Below are 26,310 nucleotides of genomic sequence, written 5' to 3'. Positions count from 1 at the left end.
ACCTAGAGACAAGAAAAGGTGGACTGAACGTTCCACCTTAGCGTTAATACCGAAACAGGGTATTCAACTTAGCGTTCAATACCCTTTGTGAGCCATCGTTATTTGCTGATGTCTGCGCCAAACCATTTGACCGAGATTTTTTCTACGGTGCCGTCAGCACGCATCTCGGCCAGGGCTTGATTGACTTCCGCCTGCAGCTTGCGGCCGTTTTCGTTATCAAGGAAAGGCCAGGCATTTTCAATGGTCTCAAATGGTTCACCCGCCAGTTGCAGTGGCAAACCGGTTTTTTTGATCAGTTCCAGGGCCGACAGGCGATCCATCACAAATGCGTCGACACGCCCCAGTGCGACATCGTGCTCAATGCCGGTTTCATAGGTTTTGATGTTGATCTTGCCGTCTTTGTCATGCTCGCGTAACAGTTGCTCAAAGTTCGAGCCGAGGTTTACCGCGACGGTTTTGCCAGTCAGGTCTTCCACGCCATTGATGCTGTTATTACCTTTCCGTACCGTAATTTGTGCACCGTCGACCACATACGGGGCGGCGAACAAGTACTTAGCTTTGCGTGCATCGGTCATGGTGATTTGATTTGAAATGGTATCGATGCGGCCGGTTTCCAGCAAACCGAATAAACCAGAAAAGTTTGCCGTGACGTATTCGATGTTGTAGTCATTGCGTCTGCCGATTTCGTCCCACATATCCACTTCGAAACCCTGCAGTTTATCTTGCTTGACGAAGGTGAACGGGAAGTAACGACCTGACATGCCGACCTTTACCTCGGTGGCGGCTTGAACCGTGGCCGCAGATAGCGCAATGGCTGCGAATGCAACCTTGATCCAGTTTTTCATAATACATCTCCACTCTTTGATAGCGAGAAATATTACTGTTAGTCCACTCAATTAGATAAATAACCAAGAGCAATAACCTAGTTCTCATCGGAATAAGATGGTGTGAAATGTGAGCGATGGAATGGGGATTCCGCGGTACTCAGATCGTGGATAAAACGATCCTTTGACCGGCGGAGCAGAATTTCATTCACAGAGTTATCACCAGCTTGTCGATCCGCTGGATTTTGCCCTAATGTGGATCTTTTTGTGGGCAATTTTGGGGCAAGGTGTGCTGATCTCGCTAAGTTAGGCGGAATAATTGTGAATAACTTGGATCTTATTCACTGGATCGTCGATCATTTGCTGGCGATCTTGGTTATCAACAGGTAAAATTGCCAGTCTTTTCCGATTACTCAAATACTCAGTGGGGGCACCGTGTCATCTTCGCTTTGGTTGCAATGTTTGCAGCAGCTTCAAGAAGAGCTACCAGCTACAGAATTCAGCATGTGGGTTCGTCCGTTACAAGCGGAGCTCAATGACAATACGCTCACTCTGTTCGCTCCGAACCGGTTCGTGTTGGACTGGGTTCGCGACAAGTACCTCAACAGTATTACCCGCTTATTGCAGGAATATTGCGGTAATGATGTCCCCAACCTGCGCTTTGAAGTGGGCAGTCGCCCTGTTGTCGCCCCCAAACCGGCACCGACACGCACGCCGGCAGATGTGGCGGCAGAATCTTCGGCGCCAGCACAACTGCAGGCACGCAAGCCGGTGCACAAAACCTGGGATGACGACGCTCAGGCGATTGCGAACATCAACCATCGCTCGAACGTCAACCCAAAACACAAGTTCAATAACTTTGTCGAAGGTAAGTCCAACCAGCTGGGCCTGGCGGCCGCTCGACAGGTATCGGATAACCCGGGTGCAGCTTATAACCCACTGTTCCTGTACGGTGGTACCGGCCTGGGTAAAACTCACTTGCTGCATGCGGTGGGTAACGCGATTGTGGATAACAATCCCAACGCTAAAGTGGTGTACATGCACTCTGAGCGGTTTGTTCAGGATATGGTGAAAGCGCTGCAAAACAATGCGATTGAAGAGTTTAAACGTTACTATCGCAGTGTTGATGCGCTGCTGATCGATGACATCCAGTTCTTTGCCAACAAAGAACGCTCACAGGAAGAGTTCTTCCATACCTTCAACGCGCTGCTGGAAGGAAATCAACAGATCATTCTTACTTCAGATCGTTATCCAAAAGAGATCAGCGGGGTTGAAGATCGCCTTAAGTCCCGCTTCGGTTGGGGTCTGACAGTGGCGATCGAGCCACCAGAGCTGGAAACGCGCGTGGCCATTTTGATGAAAAAGGCCGAGGATCACCAGATCCACCTGGCGGACGAAGTGGCGTTTTTTATTGCCAAACGCCTGCGTTCCAATGTGCGTGAGTTGGAAGGTGCTCTGAACCGCGTTATCGCCAACGCCAACTTTACCGGCCGTCCGATCACGATCGATTTTGTCCGCGAAGCGCTGCGCGACCTGCTGGCGCTACAAGAGAAGCTGGTGACTATCGATAATATTCAAAAGACGGTGGCGGAGTACTACAAAATCAAAGTGGCGGATCTGCTGTCTAAGCGTCGCTCACGCTCGGTTGCGCGTCCTCGTCAGCTGGCGATGGCGTTGGCCAAAGAGCTCACCAACCACAGCTTGCCGGAAATCGGTGATGCCTTTGGTGGCCGTGACCACACCACAGTACTGCATGCTTGTCGCAAGATTGAGCAGTTACGTGAAGAAAGCCACGACATCAAAGAAGATTACTCGAACTTGATTCGCACCCTGTCGTCGTAATCGGTTAGAATGACAGGATTCTAAGCACATCATTTATTGAGCTGACAGCGTAAAGAGCCAAGCATGAAATTTACCATTGAACGTAGTCATTTAATCAAACCTCTGCAACAGGTATCCGGCGCCCTGGGGGGCCGGCCGACTCTGCCGATTTTGGGCAACTTACTGATCAAAGTCGAAGAGAACGTGTTATCGATGACCGCGACCGATTTGGAAGTGGAGTTGGTGAGTAAAGTGACGCTGGAAGGGGATTGTGAAACGGGCAGCATTACCGTTCCTTCGCGTAAGTTTCTCGATATCTGCCGTGGCTTGCCGGATGATGCGATCATCACTTTTGTATTAGAAGGCGATCGCGTTCAGGTGCGTTCTGGCCGCAGCCGCTTCTCACTGGCTACGCTTCCTGCTAATGACTTCCCGAATATCGAAGACTGGCAAAGTGACGTAGAAGTGTCATTGAGCCAGGCAGATCTGCGTACGCTGATCGAAAAAACCCAGTTCTCAATGGCGAACCAAGACGTTCGTTACTACCTCAATGGCATGTTGTTTGAAATCGATGCTACTACGCTACGCAGCGTGGCGACCGACGGGCATCGAATGGCGGTATCGCAAACCCAACTGGGTGCCGAGTTTGCGCAAAAGCAAATCATTGTGCCACGTAAGGGGGTGCACGAGCTGGTTAAACTGATGGATGCACCAGAGCAGCCTGTGGTACTGCAAATCGGCAGCTCAAACGTGCGTGCTGAAGTAAACAACTTCACCTTTACTTCCAAGCTGGTGGATGGCCGTTTCCCTGATTATCGCCGCGTACTGCCGCAAAGTACCAATAAAACATTAGAAGCCAGCTGTGATGAACTGCGCCAGGCTTTTTCACGCGCGGCAATTCTTTCTAATGAAAAATTCCGTGGTGTACGGGTCAATCTGGCTGGTGGCGAAATGCGCATTACCGCCAATAACCCAGAGCAGGAAGAAGCGGAAGAGATGCTGGACGTGACTTTTGAAGGTGATGCGATCGAAATCGGCTTCAACGTCAGCTATGTGCTTGATGTGCTCAATACGCTGCGGTGTGATAAGGTGCGGGTATCGATGTCCGATGCCAACGCCAGTGCGTTGATTGAAAACGCCGATGATGACAGTGCCATGTATGTGGTGATGCCGATTCGCTTGTAAGTCATCTGAATGCCTCTTTCCCGTCTCATCATTCAGCAGTTTCGTAACATTAAAGCCTGTGATATTCACCTATCAGCAGGCTTTAACTTTCTTATCGGGCCGAATGGCAGCGGTAAAACCAGCGTATTGGAAGCCATTTATCTGCTGGGACACGGCCGCTCATTTAAGAGTTCACTCACCGGACGCGTTATCCAAAATGAGTGTGATGAACTGTTTGTCCACGGTCGTTTTTTGAACTCGGATCAATTTGAGCTACCGATCGGCATTAATAAGCAGCGTGACGGCTCAACAGAGGTTAAAATAGGCGGTCAATCCGGACAAAAGCTGGCGCAACTGGCGCAAGTGTTGCCCTTGCAGTTGATCCATCCGGAAGGGTTTGATTTGCTGACGGACGGGCCTAAACACCGCCGGGCATTTATCGACTGGGGCGTGTTTCATACTGAGCCGGCTTTCTATGAGGCTTGGGGGCGGTTTAAGCGCCTGAATAAACAACGCAATGCGCTGTTAAAAACGGCCCGAAGTTACCGGGAACTCAGTTACTGGGATCTGGAAATGGCACGTTTGGCTGAAAACATCAGCCAGTGGCGGGCAGATTATCTAGAACAGATGAAAGCCGTGGCGGAATCTATCTGCCGGACATTTTTGCCAGAATTTGATATTCAATTGCAGTATTATCGTGGGTGGGATAAAGACACGCCCTACCAAGAGATATTGGAAAAGAATTTTGAGCGCGACCAGGCGTTAGGTTACACCTTTAGCGGGCCTAATAAAGCCGATTTGCGCATCAAAGTGAACGGGACACCGGTTGAGGATGTTCTGTCACGCGGTCAGTTAAAACTCATGGTGTGTGCCTTGCGTGTGGCGCAAGGTCAGCATCTTACTGAGGTGACCGGAAAACAATGTATTTACCTAATTGACGACTTTGCGTCGGAATTAGATAGCCAACGTCGCACGCGTCTTGCTGACTGCCTGAAAGCGACGGGAGCACAAGTATTTGTAAGCTCTATCACTAAAAGCCAAATCGCCGATATGCTGGACGAACAAGGCCAAGTGTTTCATGTGGAACATGGCAGGATAGAGTCAAACTAGAAGAGAGAAACTCATGTCTGAAAATTACGATTCATCGAGTATTAAGGTACTGAAGGGTCTGGATGCGGTACGCAAGCGTCCAGGTATGTACATCGGCGACACGGACGACGGCACCGGCCTTCACCACATGGTTTTCGAGGTGGTGGATAACTCAATTGATGAAGCGTTGGCTGGTCACTGTAAAGACATCGTTGTGACAATTCATGAGGACAACTCGGTTTCAGTTACGGATGATGGTCGCGGCATTCCAACAGAAATGCACCCAGAAGAAAAAGTATCTGCGGCAGAAGTGATCATGACGGTGCTGCATGCTGGTGGTAAGTTCGATGATAACTCATACAAGGTATCAGGCGGTCTTCACGGCGTAGGTGTTTCGGTAGTAAACGCACTGTCTGAGAAAGTGGTACTCACCATCCATCGTAGTGGTCATATCCACACTCAGACCTACCATCACGGTGAGCCTCAGGCGCCATTAGCCGTTGTCGGTGATACAGACCAGACCGGTACGCAAATCCGTTTCTGGCCAAGTGCTGACACCTTCACCAACATCGAGTTCCACTACGATATTCTGGCCAAGCGTCTGCGTGAGCTTTCTTTCCTGAACTCGGGTGTTTCTATCAAACTGGTCGATGAGCGCGAAGCTGACAAGACCGATCATTTTATGTATGAAGGGGGCATTCAAGCGTTTGTTGAGCACCTGAATACCAACAAAACCCCGATCATTGAGAAAGTCTTCCACTTTAACTCGGAGCGCGAAGACGGTATTGCCGTTGAAGTGGCGATGCAGTGGAATGATGGCTTCCAGGAAAACATTTACTGTTTCACTAATAACATTCCCCAGCGTGATGGGGGTACTCACCTTGCCGGTTTCCGTGCAGCCTTAACCCGTACCCTGAACTCGTTCATGGATAAAGAAGGTTTTTCGAAAAAAGCCAAAACGGCAACCTCTGGGGATGATGCACGTGAAGGTCTCACCGCAGTGATTTCCGTTAAAGTGCCGGATCCTAAGTTTTCCAGCCAGACTAAAGACAAGCTGGTTTCCTCTGAGGTGAAATCAGCCGTCGAATCGGCCATGGGTGAGAAACTGTCAGAGTTCCTGGTCGAGCATCCAAACGAAGCCAAAACGGTATGTAGCAAAATCATCGATGCGGCACGTGCCCGTGAGGCGGCACGTAAAGCTCGTGAAATGACTCGCCGTAAAGGTGCATTAGACCTAGCAGGCCTACCAGGTAAACTAGCGGACTGTCAGGAAAAAGATCCGGCTCTGTCTGAACTATACATAGTGGAGGGTGACTCGGCAGGCGGCTCCGCAAAACAAGGCCGTAACCGTAAGAACCAGGCAATCCTGCCATTGAAAGGTAAGATCCTCAACGTAGAAAAAGCACGTTTCGACAAGATGCTCTCTTCTCAAGAAGTGGCAACGCTGATCACCGCACTTGGTTGTGGTATCGGCCGTGACGAGTACAACCCGGATAAACTGCGTTACCACAATATCATCATCATGACCGATGCGGACGTCGATGGTTCGCACATCCGTACGCTGCTGCTGACCTTCTTCTACCGCCAAATGCCGGAGCTGATTGAGCGTGGCTACGTGTACATCGCTCAGCCACCACTGTACAAAGTGAAGAAAGGCAAGCAAGAGCAATACATTAAAGATGAAGAGGCCATGAACCAGTACCAGACGGCACTGGCACTGGATAACGCATCGCTGCATGTTAACTCGCAAGCACCGGCGCTGTCGGGGGAAGCACTGGAGCAATTGGTGCAGCAGTACAACGCCGGTATCAAACTGGTTGAGCGCATGAGCCGCCGTTACCCTTACGCTCTGATCCACGAACTGATTTACACCCCGCGCCTGATGGCTGAGCAGTGTCACGATGTGGCAACGGTTGAAGCCTGGACCAAGCAACTGGTTGAACAGCTTAACGCCAAAGAAGTGGGCGCAAGCCAATACAGCTTTGAAGTAGAGCAGCACGAAGAGCTAGGTCTGAACCTACCTAAGATCATCGTACGTACTCATGGTGTGACCCATGAACATGCACTGAGTATCGATTTCATCAACTCAAAAGAGTACAGCAAACTGGCTGAACTGTCAGAAGCACTGGATGGCCTGCTGGAAGAAGGGGCGTACATTAAGCGTGGTGAGCGTACTTTACCGGTGAGCAGTTTCGTTGAGGCGCTCAACTGGTTGATCAAAGAGTCACAACGTGGCCTGAGCCGTCAGCGTTATAAAGGTTTGGGTGAAATGAACCCGGATCAGCTATGGGAAACCACCATGGATCCAGAAACCCGCCGTATGATGCAAGTAACGATTGAAGATGCGGTTGGTGCGGATCAGCTGTTTACCACCTTAATGGGTGATCAGGTTGAACCGCGTCGTAACTTTATCGAAGAGAATGCGCTGAAAGTGGCTAACCTGGATGTCTAGGTTTTCGCGTAATAGTTGATAAAAACACCGCTACCAGTAGCGGTGTTTTTTTGTTTTAAATTTATCGAAAAATAAAATCGGCAAAAAATTACTACCGTTGCCTTGAAAGGTCTTTTCCCTGTCCTTATATCTAGTTATGAAGAGGATGACTGACTTGCTAGAGACTAGAAGAACAGCACCTCTGAAATCGCTGATCAGAAGCATCGCTCTTTTGAGGATGGCTTTGGCAGCACACACTTAAAACCTGAATTCAATCCCATGTCCCTGAGTCTGTCGCCTGTGGAATGGTCGTTGAATCACTTAGCCGCCGAAGAGATACGCTTCTTGGGAAACTCACGGCTAAGACTATTGCTTACAAAGAGGATAGCATGATGAGAACTGTAGATTTCACTCCTTTATACCGCAACGCAATCGGCTTTGATCGTCTGTTTAATATGATGGAAACATCGGCAGCGAAGAATAGCTCCGGTGGTTACCCTCCGTACAACATCGAGCAGCAGGACGACAACCATTACCGCATTACAATGGCTGTGGCGGGTTTTGCTGAAGAGCAGTTGGATCTGACCCAGAAAGAAAATACCCTGATCGTCAAAGGTGAGCGCAAAGCCGATGAAGGCAAGAGTTACGTTTACCAGGGGATTGCCGAACGCGACTTTGAACGCAAATTCCAGTTGGCGGATTACGTCAAAGTGATTGGTGCCAGTATGGAAAATGGCTTGCTCCATATCGATCTGGAGCGTGAAATTCCCGAAGCGATGCAGCCACGGAAAATCGAGATTAACGGCAGTAAGCTGATTGAGAATAAGTGATCACGAGCAACAATAAAGAGTGAAAGAGCGCCTAAGGCGCTCTTTTTTGTGGTTGATGGTCAGGCTTGCTGGTAAGCCTTGGCAACCTCTTCGGCGATTATCGCAATGCCTTGTTGCATCCGCTGATCATCTTGAACGTAGTTCATGCGCAGGCATTGATGGGCGTGCTCCCAATCATCTTCTTGACCGATAAAGAAGTATTCACCCGGAACAATCAATACGCCACGCGCTTTCAGGCGCTGATACAGCTCCATGGTGGTGATCGGCAGCTCATCAAACCATAGCCACAAGAAGATAGCGCCTTCTGGTTTGTGAATGCGGAATCGCTCATCGGTGATCGCCTGTTGCAGCAGGTCGACCGCGCGCTGTGACTTCTGCTGATAGAACGGCTTAATTACCTCTGAACTGAGTTTCAGCAGATCACCCTGACTAATGATATGGTGAGCGATTGCCGGGCCGACACTGCCCGGCGCCAGGCTGATAATGCCATTCATGTTGGATAGCGCCTGGGTGATCGCCTCACTGGCAATCACAATCCCACAACGTACCCCCGGCAGGCCCAGTTTTGACAGGCTCATACACAGAATGGTGTTTTCATTCCAGAAGGGGGCCACATCCTCAAAAATAATATTCGGGAACGGCAGGCCGTACGCATTGTCGATGATCAGCGGAATGTTGTGCTGACGTGCCAGCTGATCCAGTTTACGGATTTCATCATCGGTTAACACGTTGCCGGTTGGATTGGTTGGGCGTGAAGCACAGATCGCCGCGATGGAGTCATCAATTTTTAGCTGCTCAAAATCGACATGGTATTTAAACATCCCATTGTCGAGTAACTCAATTTCCGGATGGTAAGAAACGAAAATGTCGTCATCGACTCCAGCATCCCCATAACCGATATATTCGGGAGCAAGTGGTAGCAGAATTTTTTTGTGCGTGCCATCGGGCTGCTTGCCCGCCAGCAGATTGAACAGATAGAAAAAGCCACTCTGGCTGCCGTTGGTCAGGCTAATATTCTTCTCGCTGATCTCCCAGCCATAAGTTTCACGGAATAACCGGGCCAGAGCTTTGACGAATACGTCTTTACCTTGTGGGCCATCGTAATTGGTCAGTGCCGCGACCAGATCGCCGCTGGCCAGCATTTCTTCACAGGCTTGGTGAAAGTACTCGAGCATGGCTGGAATGGCTGCAGGGTTACCCCCGCCGAGCATGATGGCGCCAGGCGTGCGCAGGCCATCATTAAGATCGTCCATTAATTGTGTGATACCAGAGTGCTGATTAAATTTTTCACCAAACTTAGAGAATTGCATTTGTCGTTATACCTAATTCATTGTGATTACTTTACTTGTGGGCTGCTGAAAGTGTGCCAGCGCATAGCGCGTTCTTTGACCTTACCTCAATGTTTGAGTAACGCAAAGTGTGAATTTGCTCGAAGAAGAAAAAAGTCGCGAATAAGTTGTTGAAAAGATAGTCGATGGCTCAGGGGAATAACGGCCAGACTGTTCATGGCCTTGGCTGTCCGCTAGCATGCAACAGCAAAGGGAGACCATTGGCCTCCCTTTTCGTCTGGAATGGGGTGTAGCCGTGGTGCTGCTATTCCCCGCTGTACACGATCAGGACTTTATCGTCCTGGTATTGGCGTTCAAACGCATAGTAACCTTCCTGATGGCGGGTAATGTGTTTGCCTTGTGCGACTGCCGGATGGCGCTTGCGGAAATCGCCCAGTTTTTGCCAGTGTTGCAGCAGGTCTTCCCGTTCGCCCTGGATTTTTTCCCATGGCATATCTGAGCGGGTGCCTTGGGTCGGATCGGAACCGGTCGTACCAAAGTCGCGAGCAACTTCATCACCGTAATAGATTTGCACGCTACCCGGTGCCAGCATCAGCGCATTAGCGGCACGGGCCTGATCATCAAAGCTGCGGCTACGAGCTGCCCAGAATAGTGACGTATCGTGTGAGGAGAGGTAGCTCAACACGTTGAACTCCGGATCACTGTTAATTCGCTCAGCGTAACGCTGGTAGTCGCTGTCGAGCTTGGCAAAGCACTTCAGTGCTTTTGGTGCTACGTCAGATTGGAACTCGAAGTTGATGATCGAATCGAAGCCGTTATCGAAATATGGGCTTTTGACCACGCTGTGTGCCCACACTTCGCCAGTCATCCAGAATGGTAAGTCATCCAGCGCTTTATCCGGGTTGTTTTGCTTCCACTCGGCAAGGGCTTTTGTGGTGCTGGCTTTCAGCTCTGCCCACGCCTCCATTTCAACGTGTTTGGCGGTATCGACACGGAAACCGTCAATGCCGTAATCGCGCACCCAGTCGGATAACCAGGTGATCAGGTGTTCACGCGGCGTTTTTAACTCATCCTGGGCTTGAGTGTCTTTATTGTGGAAGAAGTTCGGCAACCCGGTTTTCTGGCTCGATTCGGTTTTCAGATCCGGCAGGTAGTTGAGCGACATGGTAATGTCATTATAGCCCGGTGCGTCGTAATCGCCGATGTCAGTACGGATCCAATCTTTACCCCACCATTTTTCCCACGCGGCGCTGTCACCGTACTTGATGTAATCATTAAAGCTGTGCCAGCTTTGACCAGATTTAGGCTGCCAGTCGGTCCATTTCTTACCGAGGACTTCTTTGGCTTCTTGGTCATCAAGGTAAAGCTGACCAAAACCGAATTCCTGCATGTCTGCCAATGTGGCGTAGCCGGTGTGGTTCATCACCACATCCCAAATTACGCGAATACCTTTCTTGTGTGCGGTATCGATGAAGGCTCTCAGTTCGTCTTCAGTACCCATGTTGGCATCGAGCTGGGTCCAGTCCTGGTGGTAGTAACCATGGTAACCGTAGTGTTTGAAATCGCCCTTGTCACCACCGCCGACCCAGCCGTGGATTTGTTCCAGTGGGGAGGTGATCCAGATGGCGTTAACCCCCAGCGATTCGATGTAATCGAGCTTTTGGGTCAGGCCGGCTAAGTCGCCACCGTGGAAGGTGCCGATCTCGTACTTGCCGTCCTTGCTGCGGCCATAGCTGTTGTCGTTGTCCGGGTTGCCGTTGTAGAAACGGTCGGTCATGACGAAGTAAACCGTCGCGTTATCCCAGCTGAATGGTTTATCTGCTTGCTGCTCGACAGCTTCTAGCAACAGCAGGCCCTGGCTCATTGGCCCAGGTTGTAGGGTGACGCTGCCGTTTGTTACTGTGGTTTCCTGTCCGGTTAAGGCATCGCGAATAACCGTGCCATCAGTAAAGGTTTGTGCCACACTGATGGTTTTGGGCGTCTCGCTGGCGACAGGGCAAGAGTAGGTAACGTCCTGGCTCTGCTTAGGTTTGATCTTAACCGTCAGCTCACTGGTGGCCGGGTTCAGGGTAAACTGGTAGGTATTGGCTTTAAAAATGCGCAGCGGCATCTCGGCGTCCGTTGCACAGCTGTCCATCTTCAGTGGCTTGTTAAATTTTATCCGGCTTTCTTCTGCCAGTGCAAAGCTGCTGCCACAGGTTTGTTTACTGTCGGCGATAGTAAAGGTGTAGCTGCCTTTGTCTAACGTTTGGTCTGCCACCAGTAAACCTTGGGCGTTTTCCTCAAATACCACATGATCATCACCGATACTCAACAGCAGGGCATTGTCTGGAGTTTGGCTACAGGCGCTGAGTACACCGATAGAGAGTGCAAGAATGGTTTTTTTCATAGTGTCCTTCCCCGAATCAACTGCCACGTTATAGCAAATACAGGGCTCTACAGTCCGAGTACTATTCCACCAAGTTTGCGCTTTCTCCCCCTACAAATGACTACCTCGTTCACAAAACCCATAACTTGATGTCCGTTTATTGATATGGCTGATAACAAAAAGGGAAGACTGAGCTTCCCTTTGATCATGATTTTGTGGCAATGATTACTTCTGTAACAGAGAGATATCTGCAATCTGCAAGAACAGGTTACGCAGGTTGTTAAGCAGTGTCAGACGGTTGTGCTTCAGTGCTTCGTCGTCTGCCATTACCATCACGTTGTCGAAGAACGCATCCACAGGCTCACGCAGATCAGCCAGTTTGCTCAGGGCTTCCTGGTAGTTACCGGTAGCAAAGGCTGGTTCAAGCGCTTCGGTCATCACTTCAACGCTTTCCGCCAGGGCTTTTTCCGCGTCTTCTTGCAGCAGTGCCAGATCAATATCTGCCGCCAGTTCACCGTCGAATTTCGCCAGAATGTTACCCACACGCTTGTTTGCGGCAGCCAGTGCTTCTGCGGCTTCCAGCCCGCGGAAGTGGGATACGGCTTTAACACGTTGGTCGAAATCAGCCGGCTTGGTCGGATGACGTGCCAGTACCGCCTGAATAATGTCGACACTGAAGCCTTCGTCTTGATACCAGGCGCGGAAACGACCCAGCATGAAATCAATCACGTCCTGCTCAACGTTGTCGTTGGTCAGCTTGCCGCCAAACAGCATTTTTGCTTCGCGGACCAGATCGACCAGATCCAGTTGGTAGCCGTACTCGACGATGATACGCAGCACACCTAAAGAGGCGCGGCGCAGTGCAAATGGGTCACTGCCTTTCGGCGCCTGGCCAATACCGAAGATACCCACAATGGTATCCAGTTTGTCAGCCATTGCCACTGCTGCAGACACACCTTGGTTTGGTAGGTTATCACCAGAAAAACGTGGCATGTACTGCTCGTTAAGCGCAACCGCAACTTCCTCATCTTCCCCGTCATGGCGAGCGTAGTGCATGCCCATCACACCCTGGGTATCGGTAAATTCGAATACCATTGAGGTCATCAGATCACATTTGGCCAGCAAGCCCGCGCGGGTTGATTTTTCGACATCCGCACCGATTTGCTTGGCGATGTAACCCGCCAGAGCTGCAATACGGTCTGTCTTGTCTTTGATCGTACCCAGTTGCTTCTGGAAGATCGCTGATTCTAGTTCAGGCAGACGGTCGATAAGCGGGCGCTTACGGTCGGTGTTGAAGAAGAATTCTGCGTCAGCAAGGCGTGGACGAACCACTTTCTCGTTACCTTCGATTACATAGCGAGGTTCTTTTGATTCGATGTTTGATACGAAGATGAAGTTAGGTAGTAGCTTCTTGTTTTCGTCATAGACAGGGAAGTACTTTTGGTCACCCTTCATGGTGTAAACCAAGGCTTCAGACGGTACTTTCAGGAACTCTTCTTCGAACTTCGCGGTTAGCACGACTGGCCATTCAACCAGAGACGTTACTTCTTCTACCAGGTCATCTTCCAGGTCAGCGATACCGCCAACGGCTGCGGCCGCTTTTTGTGCGTCAGCCAGGATGATGGCTTTACGCGCTTCGTAATCGGCCATGACTTTACCGCGTTCTTCCAGGAGCGCAGGGTATTGCTCAGCAGAATCGATAGTGAACTCTTGCTCACCCATGAAGCGGTGACCACGGATCGTGCGGCCTGACGCGACGCCAAGGATCTCACCTTCGATCAGGTCGCTGCCCATTAGCATGGTTAGCGTCTTAACCGGACGGATAAACTGAGTGGTTTTGTTACCCCAGCGCATTGGTTTGGCGATAGGCAGGTGAGCCAGTGCTTTGGCTGCCAGTTCCACCACGATTTCACTGGTTGGTTTGCCTTTCACTTCTTGTTTGAACAGCAGCCATTCACCTTTGTCTGTCACCATGCGCTCTGCCTGGTCAACAGTGATGCCACAACCACGAGCCCAGCCCTGAGCCGCTTTAGTTGGGTTACCTTCGGCGTCAAAGGCGGCAGAAACGGCAGGACCACGCTTTTCAACAATTTTGTCTGCCTGGCTTTCTGCCAGGGCGGCGACTTTCAGTGCCAGACGGCGAGGTGCCGCGAACCATTTTACGCCCTCGTGAGCAAGCTCGGCGCTTTTTAGTTCGGCTTCAAAGTTTGCTGCGAATGCTTCAGCCAGAGTACGAAGTTGCGTTGGTGGTAGCTCTTCGGTACCCAGCTCGATTAGAAATTCTTTTGCCATGTTAGATCTTCCCCTTACGCGTTTTCTTCTTTTTTACACATTGGGAAGCCTAGAGCTTCACGCGATGCGTAGTATGCTTCTGCGACTGACTTGGTCAGGTTGCGGATGCGCAGGATATAGCGTTGACGCTCGGTTACTGAGATCGCTTTACGTGCGTCTAGTAGGTTGAAGGCGTGACCAGCTTTCAGGATGCGCTCGTAAGCTGGTAGAGGGAGAGGTTTTTCAAGCTGAAGCAGCTCTTGACACTCTTTCTCACACTGCTCAAAGAAGCTGAATAGGAATTCAACGTCAGCATGTTCAAAGTTGTAAGTTGACTGCTCAACTTCGTTTTGGTGGAAGATGTCACCGTAAGTGACTTTGCTGCCGTCTGGGGCGATGTTCCAGACCAGGTCATACACAGAATCTACTTCCTGAATGTACATGGCCAGACGTTCGATACCGTAAGTGATTTCACCGGTTACCGGTTTACACTCAAGGCCGCCAACTTGCTGGAAGTAAGTGAACTGAGTCACTTCCATGCCGTTGAGCCACACTTCCCAGCCCAGACCCCATGCGCCCAGTGTCGGGTTTTCCCAGTTGTCTTCGACGAAACGGATGTCGTGTACAAGGGGGTCAATACCAAGAACTTCAAGGGAGCCAAGATACAACTCTTGAATATTGTCTGGCGATGGTTTTAGCGCCACCTGGAATTGGTAGTAGTGCTGAAGACGGTTAGGGTTTTCACCGTAACGACCATCGGTAGGACGACGTGAAGGTTGTACGTAAGCTGTCGACATTGGCTCTGGGCCAAGCGCTCTTAGACATGTCATTGGGTGAGAGGTACCCGCACCTACTTCCATATCTAGCGGTTGAACAATGGTACAACCATTTTGAGCCCAATAATCCTGCAGCGCGAGGATCATTCCCTGGAAGGTTTTGATATCGTATTTTTGCATAAGTCAGGTTCGCGCGATTCTCTTATTACTAATGAATTCGTCTCTTTTGTTGGGTTTTCTTACCTCAACAATGGTGATTCAAAGTAATTACGGTTGAATAAAATAACAATCAAGTATACCCAGATATTGCGCATGGGAGTAGAGCTAATCTTGATTAATTCGTGGGCAATTTTCTCCTTTAATGAATTTTTACCGCGTTATCTGCTGAATTTTTCCTAAAAGGGAGTTTTCGCTGGCTTTCACTCTTGAGGTGATGAACAAACATGGCTAGAATTGCGCCTGTCTTTGGGGAGTAGCTTACCCGATGAAGTTTCTGCTTCATCCGGTTCGTTCGTCAACATAATTGGTGCAAAATCACCATGGCGTTCGAGACTCGAGGCCTTTCGAGTTTAGCAAGACCTTAGACAAATCATCACGAACCGGGGTGGGGCGTGAGGTTTGTCTATGGTTAAAATAATTATCCCGCCCCAATGAGCATGTCGTGAGCGTTTTAGCTATTTCAATTACTACCGTCGCGTTAGCAGAAATTGGCGATAAGACCCAATTGCTATCTCTTTTACTTGCCAGTCGTTACCGTAAACCAATCCCTATTATTACCGCGATCTTTTTGGCCACGATTGCCAACCACGCTTTGGCGGCATGGCTTGGCGTGGTGGTGGCGGATTACCTCTCTCCTGAGGTGTTAAAGTGGGTGCTGGTGGTCAGTTTTGTGGCCATGGCGGCCTGGGTGCTGATCCCGGATAAACTCGATGATGATGAAACAATCTCTAACCGAGGTCCGTTCATCGCCAGTTTCGTTGCGTTTTTTATCGCGGAAGTGGGGGACAAAACTCAAATCGCCACCTCTATCTTAGGTGCGCAGTATTCGGATGCATTGAGCTGGGTGGTGCTTGGCACCACGATAGGGATGTTGCTGGCTAATGTACCAGTGGTACTGATTGGCAAGTTGTCGGCAGATAAAATGCCGCTCGATCTGATCCGCAAAGTGACGGCTTTACTGTTTGTGGCGTTGGCCGTCGGAGCGGCGATCTTCTGATTGATACGCTGATATGCACTGAGCAATCAATAAATTATCGAGGATCTGCGCTGGATCAAAACTCCGGCGCATAATCGGCTCGGAGCGTGACGGACGCCATATTAGTGCCATACTTGTCATGATACTTTAACCATGTGAATGATAGCGAGAGGGCAACGTTTATGCTGACACGTTATATGGGGATGTCCCCGAAAAATCAGAGTTATTTATTCACCTTTGGGTTGGCGCTGTGTCTGCTGGCCATGGTTCTGACTGATATGTGGCTGCCGATTGTGGCAGGTGCTTTCATCCTAACCGGGTTAACGGTTGAAGCCTGGATCCGGGTGGCGCATATTATACCGATGCATGAAGAAATGCGTGCGATGAAGAAGCAGCTTAACAAGCTACAATCGGAAATGCGCACTTTAGAATTTGATGAATAAGCAAACGGCAGCCTATTGGCTGCCGTTTTTCTATCTTTTTGCTAGCGATGTTCTGCGCGGCGGTGTCATGCCAGGCCTTTCTTGATTAAGTATTGGTACGGGATTGATTCCGTTTGCGCAGCAATTAACTGATGATCCATGAAGCGACAAAAGCTTGGGATGTCACGTGTTGTGGATGGATCGTCAGCGTTGACCAGCAAAACTTCACCGTCTTGCATGTTACGAATTGTCTTCCTGACCATCATCACTGGCTCCGGACAGCGTAATCCCTGTGCTTCAAGTGTTTGTGTTGCCAGTGCAGGATTAAAACTCATAGTGTGATTCTCTTAACTAACTCTGCGGTGAATTCTACTTTCGTTGAAAAAATATTCAATAACCACTTGGCAAACTAACTATTTTGTTTTAACTTAATTTAACAAAGTGGTAACAACTGGTAAGGAGAGATGATGTTAACTAGCATAGACAGGCTGACGATTTATTCAGTATTGTGCTTTATCTCGTTCTGCGCATTAGTGCTGAGAACGCCAGCTGAAACCTCACTGCTGCCTCTTGTCGGTATCAGTGCCACCATTATTGGGATTTGGATTGAGATGCGCCGCTGGTCAGGTGTATCGGAGCAGGAACATTGATCCGCCGCTGCGCTCAATCCGGACAGATAAACATGCTCACCGTTTTAACGATACTTCATTCCGACACTATCCCCATTTTTCTTGGGCTTCCCCGCTGAAAGGCGGGATTTTTTTTTTCTTCAGAGTACAATTTGGTTATATCCCCTAGTTTATAAGTGGCAAGCCGTGGAGCTGGAAGATATTTATCGTCGTGATCTGAGTTTGTTGGTTGCGTTACGTGTGTTGATTGAGGAAAGCAGCGTGAGCAAAGCCGCCACGCGGTTAAACCTGAGCCAGTCGGCCATGAGCCGGGTGTTAGGCCGTCTGCGTGATTTGTTAGGTGATCCGCTGTTTACCCGCCAGGGACAGCATTTGCTGCCGACCCAAAAGGCCATCGAGATCGACCGGGCACTGGGAGAGCCGCTGGAGTCGCTGCGTCAGTTATTATCGCCGGTTGAGTTTGATCCGCTGTGCTGCAATCAGACCTTCAATATTGCCACCACGGATTACGCCATGCAGACCATTTTGCCGTTTGCGTTGCCACGTATTTATCAGGAAGCCCCCAATGTGTCGTTTAATTTCTTGCCGCTGCAGCATGATCGACTGTCAGATCAGCTAACTTATGAGGGGGCCGATCTGGCAATTTGTCGCCCGACTGGTCCGGTAGAGCCGCTGCGCAGTGAAATTCTTGGTCGGGTTGGGGTGTTGTGTATGTTGTCCAGACAGCATCCGCTGGCTGACAAGGAGATGAGTCTGGAAGATTACCTGGTGTTCCCGCATGCGATGATTGCGATCAGTGATGGCGTGAAAGCACTGATTGAGCAGGCTCTGGTTGATCAGCCTGAACGCAGAATGGTCCTGCGGGCTTACCACCTGGAAGCGGCGTTAGCGCTGATCGACACTCTACCGATCATCATTACGGTTCCGGCAGATCTGGCTTATTTAGTCGCCGAGCGGTATGACTTGGTGGTCAAGCCGTTGCCGTTTCAGTTTACCCCGTTTGATTACTCGATGATCTGGCATGCGCGCTGTGAGCACTCTCCTGCACAGGAGTGGCTGCGCAGTGTGGTGCGTGAGGAGTGTAGCCGCCTGATCGCCAAGCGCATTGAAGATATGGGTTTGGACTGAAGCGATTTTCGAGCATAGAAGTTAAAAAGCCGGGCAATGTCCCGGCTTGCTTTATTCAGTGTTTGTTGCACTAGAAGCTTACAGCTTGATGACCACGCGCCCGGTAACCTGGCCGTTGGTGATGTCTTCGGCGTATTTGAGTGCTTCTGCTAACCCAACTTCAGTACAAGCCTGCTCGAAGTAGCTGTCTGGAAGCAGTTCAACCAGTTTTTCCCATGCCGCGATACGTTTTTCCGTTGGGCACATCACGGAATCAACACCCTGCAGGCGCACGTTACGCAGGATGAAAGGCATGACCGTGGTTGGCAGGTCGAAGCCACCCGCGAGACCACAAGCCGCAACGGCACTGTTGTAATCCATCTGAGCCAGTACTTTGGCCAGAACTTTGCTACCCACGGTATCCACTGCACCTGCCCATACCTGTTTCTCCAGAGGACGCGCTGGCTGTTCAAACTCTGCGCGGTCGATGATCCGGCTTGCGCCGAGTTTTTCTAGCAGTGGACCGTTTTGTTCTGCACGGCCTGTTACCGCTGCGACTTGGTAGCCCAGTTGAGCCAGCAGCGTTACCGCGACAGAACCGACGCCACCACTGGCACCCGTCACGAGGATTTCACCATCTTCCGGTTTAATATCGGCATCAAGCAGTGCCTGAACACACAGCATCGCGGTGAAGCCAGCCGTACCGACCATCATGGCTTTCTTGCTGTCTAGACCTTGTGGCAGCGGAACCAACCAGTCGGCTTTCAGCCGGGCACGTTGCGCCATACCGCCCCAGTGGTTTTCTCCCACTCCCCAGCCTGTGAGTACCACTTTGTCGCCTGCCTGGTAACGTGCATCTTCAGAGCTGACTACCGTACCTGCTAAATCAATGCCCGGTACCATCGGGAAGTTGCGGATGATTTTCCCTTTGCCGGTGATCGCCAGACCATCTTTGTAATTGAGCGATGAGTAGTCAACGTCAATCAGAACGTCACCGTCTGGCAGTTGGGCTTCATCAAGTTGTTCGATGGTGGCGGTAGTACGTTTGTCTTCTTGATTTAGAACTAGAGCATTAAACATAAGGTTCTCCGAATGTGCGTAGCGTGACGGTGGTGCCACATGCAGCAAGATATCAACTGGCTTTCAGTGTATGCCTTCTAGATTTATGAATAAAATGAAAGATTATCATTTTATTTATGCTTGTTGTGCATAGTGCTGCGAATGATAAGCAAAGGGCGACACAGGATGTCGCCCTTAAGTCTAATTCCAGATTACGATAATAACTGGCGGGATGATCTACGACTATGGTCGCTCAAAGACCGTGGCGATGCCCTGGCCAAGGCCGATACACATGGTGGCAAGACCATATTTGGCTTGTTTGTCTTCCATCAGGTTGATCAGGGTGGTGGAGATGCGTGCACCCGAACAACCCAATGGGTGGCCCAGTGCAATCGCACCGCCATTGAGATTGACTTTCTCGTCCATCATTTCAAGCAGGCCCAGATCTTTGGCACAGGGCAGAGACTGGGCGGCAAACGCTTCATTGAGCTCTACCACATCCATATCTTCTATCGTCAGTCCGGCGCGTTTTAAGGCTTTTTGTGTTGCCGGTACCGGACCGTAACCCATGATGGAGGGATCACAGCCGGCGATTGCCATGCCTTTAATGCGGGCACGAATGGTTAAACCCAGTTCGTTGGCTTTTTCTTCGCTCATGATCAGCATCGCCGATGCACCATCCGACAGTGCCGAAGAGGAGCCAGCGGTGACCGTTCCATTGGCGGGGTCGAAGACCGGGCTAAGTTGCGATAAGCCTTCGACTGTTGTTTCTGGACGGATCACCTCATCGTGATCGAGCAAGAATAGGGTGCCATCCACAGCGTGGCCTTCGGTGGGCAGGATTTCGTTTTTAAACCGGCCTTCTACTGTGGCGGCGTGGGCGCGGGCGTGAGAGCGGGCGGCAAACTCATCTTGTTGCTCACGGCTGATGCCATGCAGTTTTCCCAGCATTTCTGCGGTCAGGCCCATCATGCCGGCTGCTTTAGCAACGTGCTTTGACATGCCTGGGTGGAAATCGACGCCATGGTTCATTGGCACATGGCCCATATGCTCTACACCACCGATCAGGCAGATTTCGGCATCGCCGGTCATGATGGCGCGGGTTGCATCGTGCAGTGCCTGCATGGAGGAACCGCATAGACGATTGACCGTGACGGCACCGATCCCAATCGGCAGGCCAGCCAGCAGTGCGGCGTTACGCGCGATGTTGAAGCCTTGCTCCAGGGTTTGCTGCACACAGCCCCAGTAGATGTCTTCAATTTCGCTGGGGTTTACTTGTGGGTTACGCGCCAGAATACCCTTCATCAGATGGGCGGAGAGGTCTTCTGCACGAGTATGGCGGAAAGCCCCACCTTTAGAGCGCCCCATAGGGGTGCGCAGACAATCGACGACGACAACGTTTCTTGTTTGATTAGTCATTTGGGAATCCCTCCTTAGATAGAACCTTGCTGCTGCGCGCCGTAGAAGCTTTTTCCATAAACAGAATGGCCTTTGGCGGCCATATCAACCAGCATTTGCGGTACCTGGTACATCGCGCCCAGTTCTGAGTACTGGTTTGCCATCTCGACAAATTCAGCAATACCCACACTGTCTAGGTAACGGAATACTCCGCCGCGGAACGGAGGGAAGCCCAGGCCGTAAACCAGTGCCATATCGGCTTCTTGAGGAGAGGCAATGATGCCTTCTTGCAGACACAACACCACTTCGTTGATCATTGGAATCATCATCCGCTGAATGATGGTCTGCTCGTCGAAGCATTCTTGGTCATGGAAAGGTTTATCAGCGCATACGTCTGCCAGTACCGGCAAGATCTCTTCTGAGAAGCTTTTCTTAGGTTTACCTTTTCTATCAATGGTGTAGCTGTAGAAGCCATTACCATTCTTCTGACCGTACTTGTCTGCTTCAAACAGCGCATCAATCGCATCTCGGCCCGATTTACCCATACGCTCCGGGAAACCTTGTGCCATCACGGCTTGGGCATGATGAGCGGTATCAATGCCCACGACGTCAAGCAGGTAAGCCGGGCCCATTGGCCAGCCAAACTTGCGTTCCATAATTTTATCGATCTGGGTGAAATCCGCTCCGTCACGTAGCAGCAGGCTAAAGCCGCCAAAGTATGGAAACAGAACCCGGTTGACGAAAAAACCAGGACAGTCATTCACGACGATAGGGGATTTACCCATCTTGGCGGCATAAGCCACCACGCGGTTGATGGTTTCATCTGAGGTGTGTTCACCGCGAATGATCTCAACTAAAGGCATGCGATGCACAGGGTTAAAGAAGTGCATACCACAGAAGTTTTCTGGGCGTTTTAGTGATTGTGCCAACATGTTAATTGGGATGGTCGAGGTGTTAGAGGTAATAACCGTATCTTCGCCGACGTGCGCTTCCACTTCGCTGAGTACCGCTGCTTTGATTTTCGGGTTCTCAACCACCGCTTCAACAATCACGTCCGAGTTCTCAATACCCGCATAGTGTAGGCTTGGTGTGATAGAAGCCAGAATACCCGCCATTTTGAAGCCGTCAATGCGGCCGCGCTCCAGGCGTTTATTGAGTAGCTTCGAGGCTTCAGTCATGCCCAAATCGAGTGAGGCCTGCGCGATGTCTTTCATCAGTACCGGCACGCCTTTCAGCGCGGATTGGTAAGCGATGCCGCCGCCCATGATACCCGCGCCAAGCACTGCCGCACGCTGAGTGTCTTTGCTCGCAGATTTGGCGGCTTTCTTAGCGATGCCTTTGACGTATTGGTCATTGAGGAACAAGCCAACCAGAGATTTGGCTTCTTCTGATTTCGCCAGCTTAACGAAGTGCTTACGTTCCACATCCAGCGCTTCATTACGTGCCAGGCAGGCACCTTCTTCGATAGTGATGACCGCCGTCATTGGCGCGGGATAATGAGGTCCGGCTTTCTGCGCGACTAAGCCTTTTGCCATGGTGAAGCTCATCATCGATTCAAGCTTACTCAGTGTCAGAGGTGAGGTTTTCTGTTTTCGGCGAGTTTGCCAGTCCAGTTGTTCATTTATGGCCGCGTTCAGGGTTTGCAGTGCTGATTCGTAAAGAGAGTCGGTTTCTACAACCGCATCTAAAAGGCCGATCTTTAACGCTTCATCCGCACGGCAGGCTTTGCCCTGAGTGATCACTTCCATTGCACTGTCAGCTCCAATAACGCGTGGCAGACGCACACAGCCGCCAAAGCCTGGCATGATGCCAAGCTTGGTTTCTGGCAGACCTATGCTGGTGGTTTTGTCCCCAATACGCATGTCGGTGGCAAGTACACACTCACAACCGCCACCTAAGGTGTGACCTTTTAGTACCGAGATTGTCGGAACAGGTAAGTCTTCCAGTTTGTTGAAGATGCTGTTGGCAAACTGCAGCCACTGATCGAGCTCAGTGTCTGTCTTGGCAAACAGGCCTAAGAATTCGGTGATATCCGCGCCAACAATGAACGCGTCTTTATCAGAGGTGAGGATTAAGCCCTTTAGTCCTTGGTGGGCATTGAGTGCATCAAGGGCTTTATCGAGCGATTCCAGTGTGGCTAGGTCGAGCTTGTTTACGGATTTTGGAGAGCAGAAGCTAAGTTCTGCAATGCCATCTTGTACTTCCTTTACCTGTAGGGTTTTGGCTTGGTAAATCATTGTCTATCTCCATGACATACAATCTTGGATTGTCTGTATATCTGTTGGGCGAAGAGTCGAGCGTTGTATTCCGCAGCCAACAGATATAGAGGAAAGTCGTATTATTATTGTTCTGGTTTGACCAGTTGGCTTAGTGTGGACCTCAGGCTGGTTAATTTCAATACATATTTTAAACAACTGTTTAACATTGTGCACTTGCGCAGATCTTCAGCGACGTGACTATGGCTCTCGTGGTACACTTTTTAGCAAAGCGATAAGTAAGCTAACATGATGAATGACCAGCCATATTTGATACCTGCCGCTGCAGCCCGGTTTGAAGAAGAAATAAAAAAGAGTGTCTTTATTACCCATCTTGCTCATACGCCCGGAGTTGAAGCCGCGAAAGCATTTGTTGAGCAGATCAAAGCTGAACATGCTGATGCGAGACACAACTGCTGGGGCTTTGTTGCAGGCAGGCCTGAAGATTCCATGAAGTGGGGATTCAGCGATGATGGCGAACCCTCAGGTACAGCAGGCAAACCAATATTGGCACAGCTATCTGGTTCGGGTGTGGGGGAGATCACCGCCGTCGTGACGCGCTACTCTGGTGGGATCAAGTTAGGTACCGGTGGTTTGGTCAAAGCCTACGGTGGTGGCGTACAACAAGCACTCAAGCTGCTTCAAACAATTGAGAAAAAAATAACCACAAAGCTCAGACTAACGTTAGACTATGGCTTTATGCCTATTGTACAGTCGATTATGCCTCAGTTTGGTGCGGTAGAAGTCGATGCTGAGTACAGCGACCAGGTAGTGTTGGTGGTGGAGATTGAACTTCGTCAAGTCAGCGCGTTTACCCAAACGATCATCAATAAAAGTGGGGCAAAGGCAATAGTTACTCCACTGGATGGACAATAATGAAAAATAAGAAGCAACAGGGACAGCTTCGCTAGTCAATCAATCCATGCAATTTCGTTCAATCATTCGAATCGTCGGGCTTTTGCTGGCGCTGTTTAGTGTCACCATGCTTGCCCCTGCACTGATAGCACTGATCTTCAGAGACGGTGCTGGTGTGCCGTTTGTGACCACCTTTTTTGTGCTTCTGTTTTGTGGCGGACTGTGTTGGTTTCCTAATCGGCATCATAAGCATGAACTTAAAGCCCGTGATGGCTTTCTTATCGTGGTGCTGTTCTGGACGGTAATCGGCAGTGCTGGCTCACTGCCTTTCTTACTGTCTGATCACCCCAACATCTCCGTGACGGATGCCTTTTTTGAGTCATTTTCAGCGTTAACCACCACTGGTGCGACTGTGATCGTCGGGCTGGATGAACTGCCGAAAGCGATTCTGTTCTACCGCCAGTTCTTACAGTGGTTTGGTGGCATGGGGATTATCGTACTAGCAGTAGCAATACTTCCGGTATTAGGCATCGGTGGTATGCAGCTTTATCGCGCGGAAATCCCGGGGCCGGTCAAAGACACCAAAATGACGCCACGCATCGCAGAGACGGCCAAAGCACTGTGGTACATCTATCTGAGCTTAACCATTGCCTGTGCGACTGCATTTTGGTTTGCCGGTATGACACCATTTGATGCCATCAGTCACAGCTTTTCGACCATCGCTATCGGTGGGTTCTCTACCCATGATGCCAGTATGGGCTACTTCAACAGCTATGCCATTAACATGATCACGGTGGTCTTTCTGCTCATCTCCGCTTGTAATTATTCTTTGCACTTTGCGGCGTTTGCTTCAGGAGGCGTACACCCGAAGTATTACTGGAAAGACCCTGAGTTTCGTGCCTTCTTACTTATTCAGTTGCTGTTGTTTATCATCTGTTTTTTACTGTTGCTGAACCACCATTCCTACGATTCTGCCTATGATGCCTTTGATCAGGCTCTGTTTCAGACCGTGTCAATCTCGACGACCGCCGGATTTACCACCACAGGATTTGCTGATTGGCCACTGTTCTTACCGGTATTACTCCTGTTCTCTTCTTTTATAGGAGGGTGTGCGGGTTCGACGGGTGGTGGTATGAAAGTCATCCGTATTTTGTTGCTGACCTTACAAGGTGCTCGTGAACTGAAGCGTCTGGTACACCCTCGTGCGGTATATACCATTAAAGTGGGAGGAAGTGCGCTGCCACAACGGGTCGTGGATGCGGTATGGGGGTTCTTTTCCGCTTATACATTGGTCTTCGTAGCTTGTATGTTGGCGCTTATTGCAACTGGGATGGATGAACTGAGTGCATTTTCAGCCGTTGCGGCAACACTGAATAACCTTGGCCCGGGTCTTGGTGAGGTGGCGCTGCATTTTGGAGATATCAATGACAAAGCAAAGTGGGTGCTGGTGGTGTCGATGCTGTTTGGTCGATTAGAAATCTTTACTTTATTGATTTTACTAACGCCGACATTTTGGCGTAGTTAAGGGGATATCGTGGCAAAAGCACTATTTCTGTATTCTTCACGTGAAGGGCAAACGAAAAAAATCTTCCGTTATATAGATAAACAATTGGTGGATTTTGATTGTGAACTGGTGGATCTCCATCAGGCCGATATGCTGGATTTCAGCCAGTATGACAAAGTAATGATTGGTGCATCGATTCGTTATGGTCATCTTAATAAAAAGCTCTACCAATTTATTGAGCGCCACCTGACTCAGTTAGAGCAGGGTAAAGTGGCGTTTTTCTGTGTCAACCTAACGGCTCGTAAAGAGGAGCAGGGTAAAGATACCCCGGAAGGTAGTATCTATGTTCGTAAGTTCTTGAAGAAGTCACCCTGGAAGCCGGCATTAATTGGTGTTTTTGCGGGTGCGTTGTATTACCCCCGCTATAGTTGGTTCGACAAAGTGATGATTAAGTTCATCATGTCAATGACGGGGGGAGAAACGGATACAAGTAAAGAAGTGGAATACACCAACTGGGAAAAAGTGGCACTTTTCGCGGATAAATTCAAAGAACTGTAGAAATAACATGCTTTTTTAGCGGTTTTTGCTGCAAATTTATCCGAACAATAAAAAAAGCAAAAAAAACACGAAAAAGGGCTTGCCAATGTGATCGCAATCTCTATAATGCCACCTCGCTGACACGGCAACGCTTCGAAAGAAACGCGGTTGGGTTAGCAAGTCAGTTTAGCCCAGCGGAAACGCTTGAAAGAAAGTTTGAAAAAAGTGATTGACACTAAATTTTAACTCGCTAAAATGGCCGTCCACTTGAGCGAAGCTCAGATGGAAAGCTCTTTAACAATATAGACCTATCAATCTGTGTGGGCACTCGTTGATGATAATCCAATTAACTACTTCGGTAGTAAATTAGGTTTCAATGAACTGAGTGACCAATCAAGTCTTCGGACTTGGCACAGTCAATTCATTATCGTTCTGTTGGAACGATAATAGCTTTAAAATTACATTAGTAGTTTTGAAGTCAGTATT

General features: G+C 49.9%; 21 protein-coding genes. 12 read left to right on the top strand and 9 right to left on the bottom strand.

Features of this window, described 5'->3' with window-relative positions:
- Nucleotides 1-98 precede the first annotated feature (98 nt).
- Nucleotides 99-845 carry an amino acid ABC transporter substrate-binding protein gene (locus P2G85_RS15430; protein WP_275864954.1) on the bottom strand — a complete coding sequence of 249 codons (747 nt, stop codon included), beginning with the start codon at nucleotides 843-845 and terminating at the stop codon, nucleotides 99-101.
- A gap of 414 nt (nucleotides 846-1,259) precedes the next feature.
- Here P2G85_RS15430 and dnaA point away from each other — a divergent pair, with 414 nt between their 5' ends.
- From dnaA to P2G85_RS15405, 5 genes are all read left to right on the top strand, one after another.
- Complete coding sequence (gene dnaA / locus P2G85_RS15425) at nucleotides 1,260-2,666, top strand: chromosomal replication initiator protein DnaA (protein ID WP_275864953.1); 1,407 nt, start codon at nucleotides 1,260-1,262, stop codon at nucleotides 2,664-2,666.
- 63 nt (nucleotides 2,667-2,729) lie between these two features.
- Entirely contained in the window at nucleotides 2,730-3,830 is a 1,101-nt protein-coding gene (dnaN, locus tag P2G85_RS15420; protein ID WP_275864952.1) for a DNA polymerase III subunit beta, read from the top strand.
- A gap of 9 nt (nucleotides 3,831-3,839) precedes the next feature.
- The gene (gene recF / locus P2G85_RS15415) at nucleotides 3,840-4,919 is read left to right on the top strand and encodes a DNA replication/repair protein RecF (RefSeq protein ID WP_275864951.1); all 1,080 of its coding nucleotides are present in this window, start codon (nucleotides 3,840-3,842) and stop codon (nucleotides 4,917-4,919) included.
- A gap of 13 nt (nucleotides 4,920-4,932) precedes the next feature.
- Nucleotides 4,933-7,350, top strand: coding sequence for a DNA topoisomerase (ATP-hydrolyzing) subunit B (gene gyrB / locus P2G85_RS15410; protein ID WP_275864950.1), 2,418 nt, complete (start codon nucleotides 4,933-4,935; stop codon nucleotides 7,348-7,350).
- Nucleotides 7,351-7,721: 371 nt separating this feature from the next.
- Complete coding sequence (locus P2G85_RS15405; protein ID WP_275865010.1) at nucleotides 7,722-8,159, top strand: Hsp20 family protein; 438 nt, start codon at nucleotides 7,722-7,724, stop codon at nucleotides 8,157-8,159.
- Between the two features lie 59 nt (nucleotides 8,160-8,218).
- On the opposite strand, the gene P2G85_RS15400 is transcribed toward P2G85_RS15405, so the two are convergent.
- The 4 genes from P2G85_RS15400 to glyQ all read right to left on the bottom strand — a co-directional run bounded on the left by P2G85_RS15400 (nucleotide 8,219) and on the right by glyQ (nucleotide 15,043).
- Nucleotides 8,219-9,469, bottom strand: a complete 1,251-nt coding sequence (locus P2G85_RS15400) for a valine--pyruvate transaminase (protein WP_275864949.1) — start codon at nucleotides 9,467-9,469, stop codon at nucleotides 8,219-8,221.
- Between the two features lie 283 nt (nucleotides 9,470-9,752).
- Nucleotides 9,753-11,837, bottom strand: a complete 2,085-nt coding sequence (locus P2G85_RS15395; RefSeq protein WP_275864948.1) for an alpha-amylase — start codon at nucleotides 11,835-11,837, stop codon at nucleotides 9,753-9,755.
- Between the two features lie 204 nt (nucleotides 11,838-12,041).
- Entirely contained in the window at nucleotides 12,042-14,108 is a 2,067-nt protein-coding gene (gene glyS / locus P2G85_RS15390) for a glycine--tRNA ligase subunit beta (protein WP_275864947.1), read from the bottom strand.
- 14 nt (nucleotides 14,109-14,122) lie between these two features.
- On the bottom strand, nucleotides 14,123-15,043 hold the full coding sequence (glyQ, locus tag P2G85_RS15385) for a glycine--tRNA ligase subunit alpha (protein WP_275864946.1): 921 nt from the start codon (nucleotides 15,041-15,043) through the stop codon (nucleotides 14,123-14,125).
- A 481-nt stretch (nucleotides 15,044-15,524) separates the two neighbouring features.
- On the opposite strand from glyQ, the gene P2G85_RS15380 reads away from it, so the two are divergent.
- Together P2G85_RS15380 and P2G85_RS15375 are read left to right on the top strand one after the other, a co-directional pair.
- Nucleotides 15,525-16,079: a TMEM165/GDT1 family protein gene (locus P2G85_RS15380; protein ID WP_275864945.1), complete on the top strand. Its 555-nt coding sequence runs from the start codon at nucleotides 15,525-15,527 to the stop codon at nucleotides 16,077-16,079.
- Between the two features lie 161 nt (nucleotides 16,080-16,240).
- Complete coding sequence (locus P2G85_RS15375) at nucleotides 16,241-16,501, top strand: hypothetical protein (protein WP_275864944.1); 261 nt, start codon at nucleotides 16,241-16,243, stop codon at nucleotides 16,499-16,501.
- 65 nt (nucleotides 16,502-16,566) lie between these two features.
- On the opposite strand, the gene tusA is transcribed toward P2G85_RS15375, so the two are convergent.
- Nucleotides 16,567-16,815, bottom strand: coding sequence for a sulfurtransferase TusA (gene tusA, locus P2G85_RS15370; RefSeq protein ID WP_275864943.1), 249 nt, complete (start codon nucleotides 16,813-16,815; stop codon nucleotides 16,567-16,569).
- A gap of 132 nt (nucleotides 16,816-16,947) precedes the next feature.
- Here tusA and P2G85_RS15365 point away from each other — a divergent pair, with 132 nt between their 5' ends.
- On the top strand, nucleotides 16,948-17,130 hold the full coding sequence (locus P2G85_RS15365) for a hypothetical protein (protein WP_275864942.1): 183 nt from the start codon (nucleotides 16,948-16,950) through the stop codon (nucleotides 17,128-17,130).
- Nucleotides 17,131-17,295: 165 nt separating this feature from the next.
- Entirely contained in the window at nucleotides 17,296-18,237 is a 942-nt protein-coding gene (locus P2G85_RS15360) for a LysR family transcriptional regulator (protein ID WP_275864941.1), read from the top strand.
- 78 nt (nucleotides 18,238-18,315) lie between these two features.
- Here the strand turns inward: P2G85_RS15360 and P2G85_RS15355 are convergent, their stop codons facing one another.
- The 3 genes from P2G85_RS15355 to fadB all read right to left on the bottom strand — a co-directional run bounded on the left by P2G85_RS15355 (nucleotide 18,316) and on the right by fadB (nucleotide 22,910).
- Nucleotides 18,316-19,296 carry an MDR family oxidoreductase gene (locus tag P2G85_RS15355; RefSeq protein WP_275864940.1) on the bottom strand — a complete coding sequence of 327 codons (981 nt, stop codon included), beginning with the start codon at nucleotides 19,294-19,296 and terminating at the stop codon, nucleotides 18,316-18,318.
- Nucleotides 19,297-19,518: 222 nt separating this feature from the next.
- Nucleotides 19,519-20,694, bottom strand: coding sequence for an acetyl-CoA C-acyltransferase FadA (gene fadA, locus P2G85_RS15350; RefSeq protein ID WP_275864939.1), 1,176 nt, complete (start codon nucleotides 20,692-20,694; stop codon nucleotides 19,519-19,521).
- Nucleotides 20,695-20,708: 14 nt separating this feature from the next.
- A complete protein-coding gene (gene fadB / locus P2G85_RS15345; protein ID WP_275864938.1) occupies nucleotides 20,709-22,910 on the bottom strand; it encodes a fatty acid oxidation complex subunit alpha FadB in 2,202 nt (733 codons plus the stop codon).
- A gap of 270 nt (nucleotides 22,911-23,180) precedes the next feature.
- Here fadB and P2G85_RS15340 point away from each other — a divergent pair, with 270 nt between their 5' ends.
- The 3 genes from P2G85_RS15340 to hemG are packed head-to-tail and all read left to right on the top strand — an operon-like array spanning nucleotide 23,181 to nucleotide 25,845.
- Nucleotides 23,181-23,804: a YigZ family protein gene (locus P2G85_RS15340; RefSeq protein WP_275865009.1), complete on the top strand. Its 624-nt coding sequence runs from the start codon at nucleotides 23,181-23,183 to the stop codon at nucleotides 23,802-23,804.
- A gap of 46 nt (nucleotides 23,805-23,850) precedes the next feature.
- Nucleotides 23,851-25,308, top strand: a complete 1,458-nt coding sequence (locus P2G85_RS15335) for a TrkH family potassium uptake protein (protein ID WP_275864937.1) — start codon at nucleotides 23,851-23,853, stop codon at nucleotides 25,306-25,308.
- Nucleotides 25,309-25,317: 9 nt separating this feature from the next.
- The gene (gene hemG, locus P2G85_RS15330; RefSeq protein ID WP_275864936.1) at nucleotides 25,318-25,845 is read left to right on the top strand and encodes a menaquinone-dependent protoporphyrinogen IX dehydrogenase; all 528 of its coding nucleotides are present in this window, start codon (nucleotides 25,318-25,320) and stop codon (nucleotides 25,843-25,845) included.
- The last annotated feature ends 465 nt before the right edge of the window (nucleotides 25,846-26,310 follow it).

This window comes from Vibrio sp. CAU 1672 (assembly GCF_029223195.1).
Taxonomy (GTDB): Bacteria; Pseudomonadota; Gammaproteobacteria; order Enterobacterales; family Vibrionaceae; genus Vibrio.
This window is presented reverse-complemented; position numbering and strand designations above follow the sequence as displayed.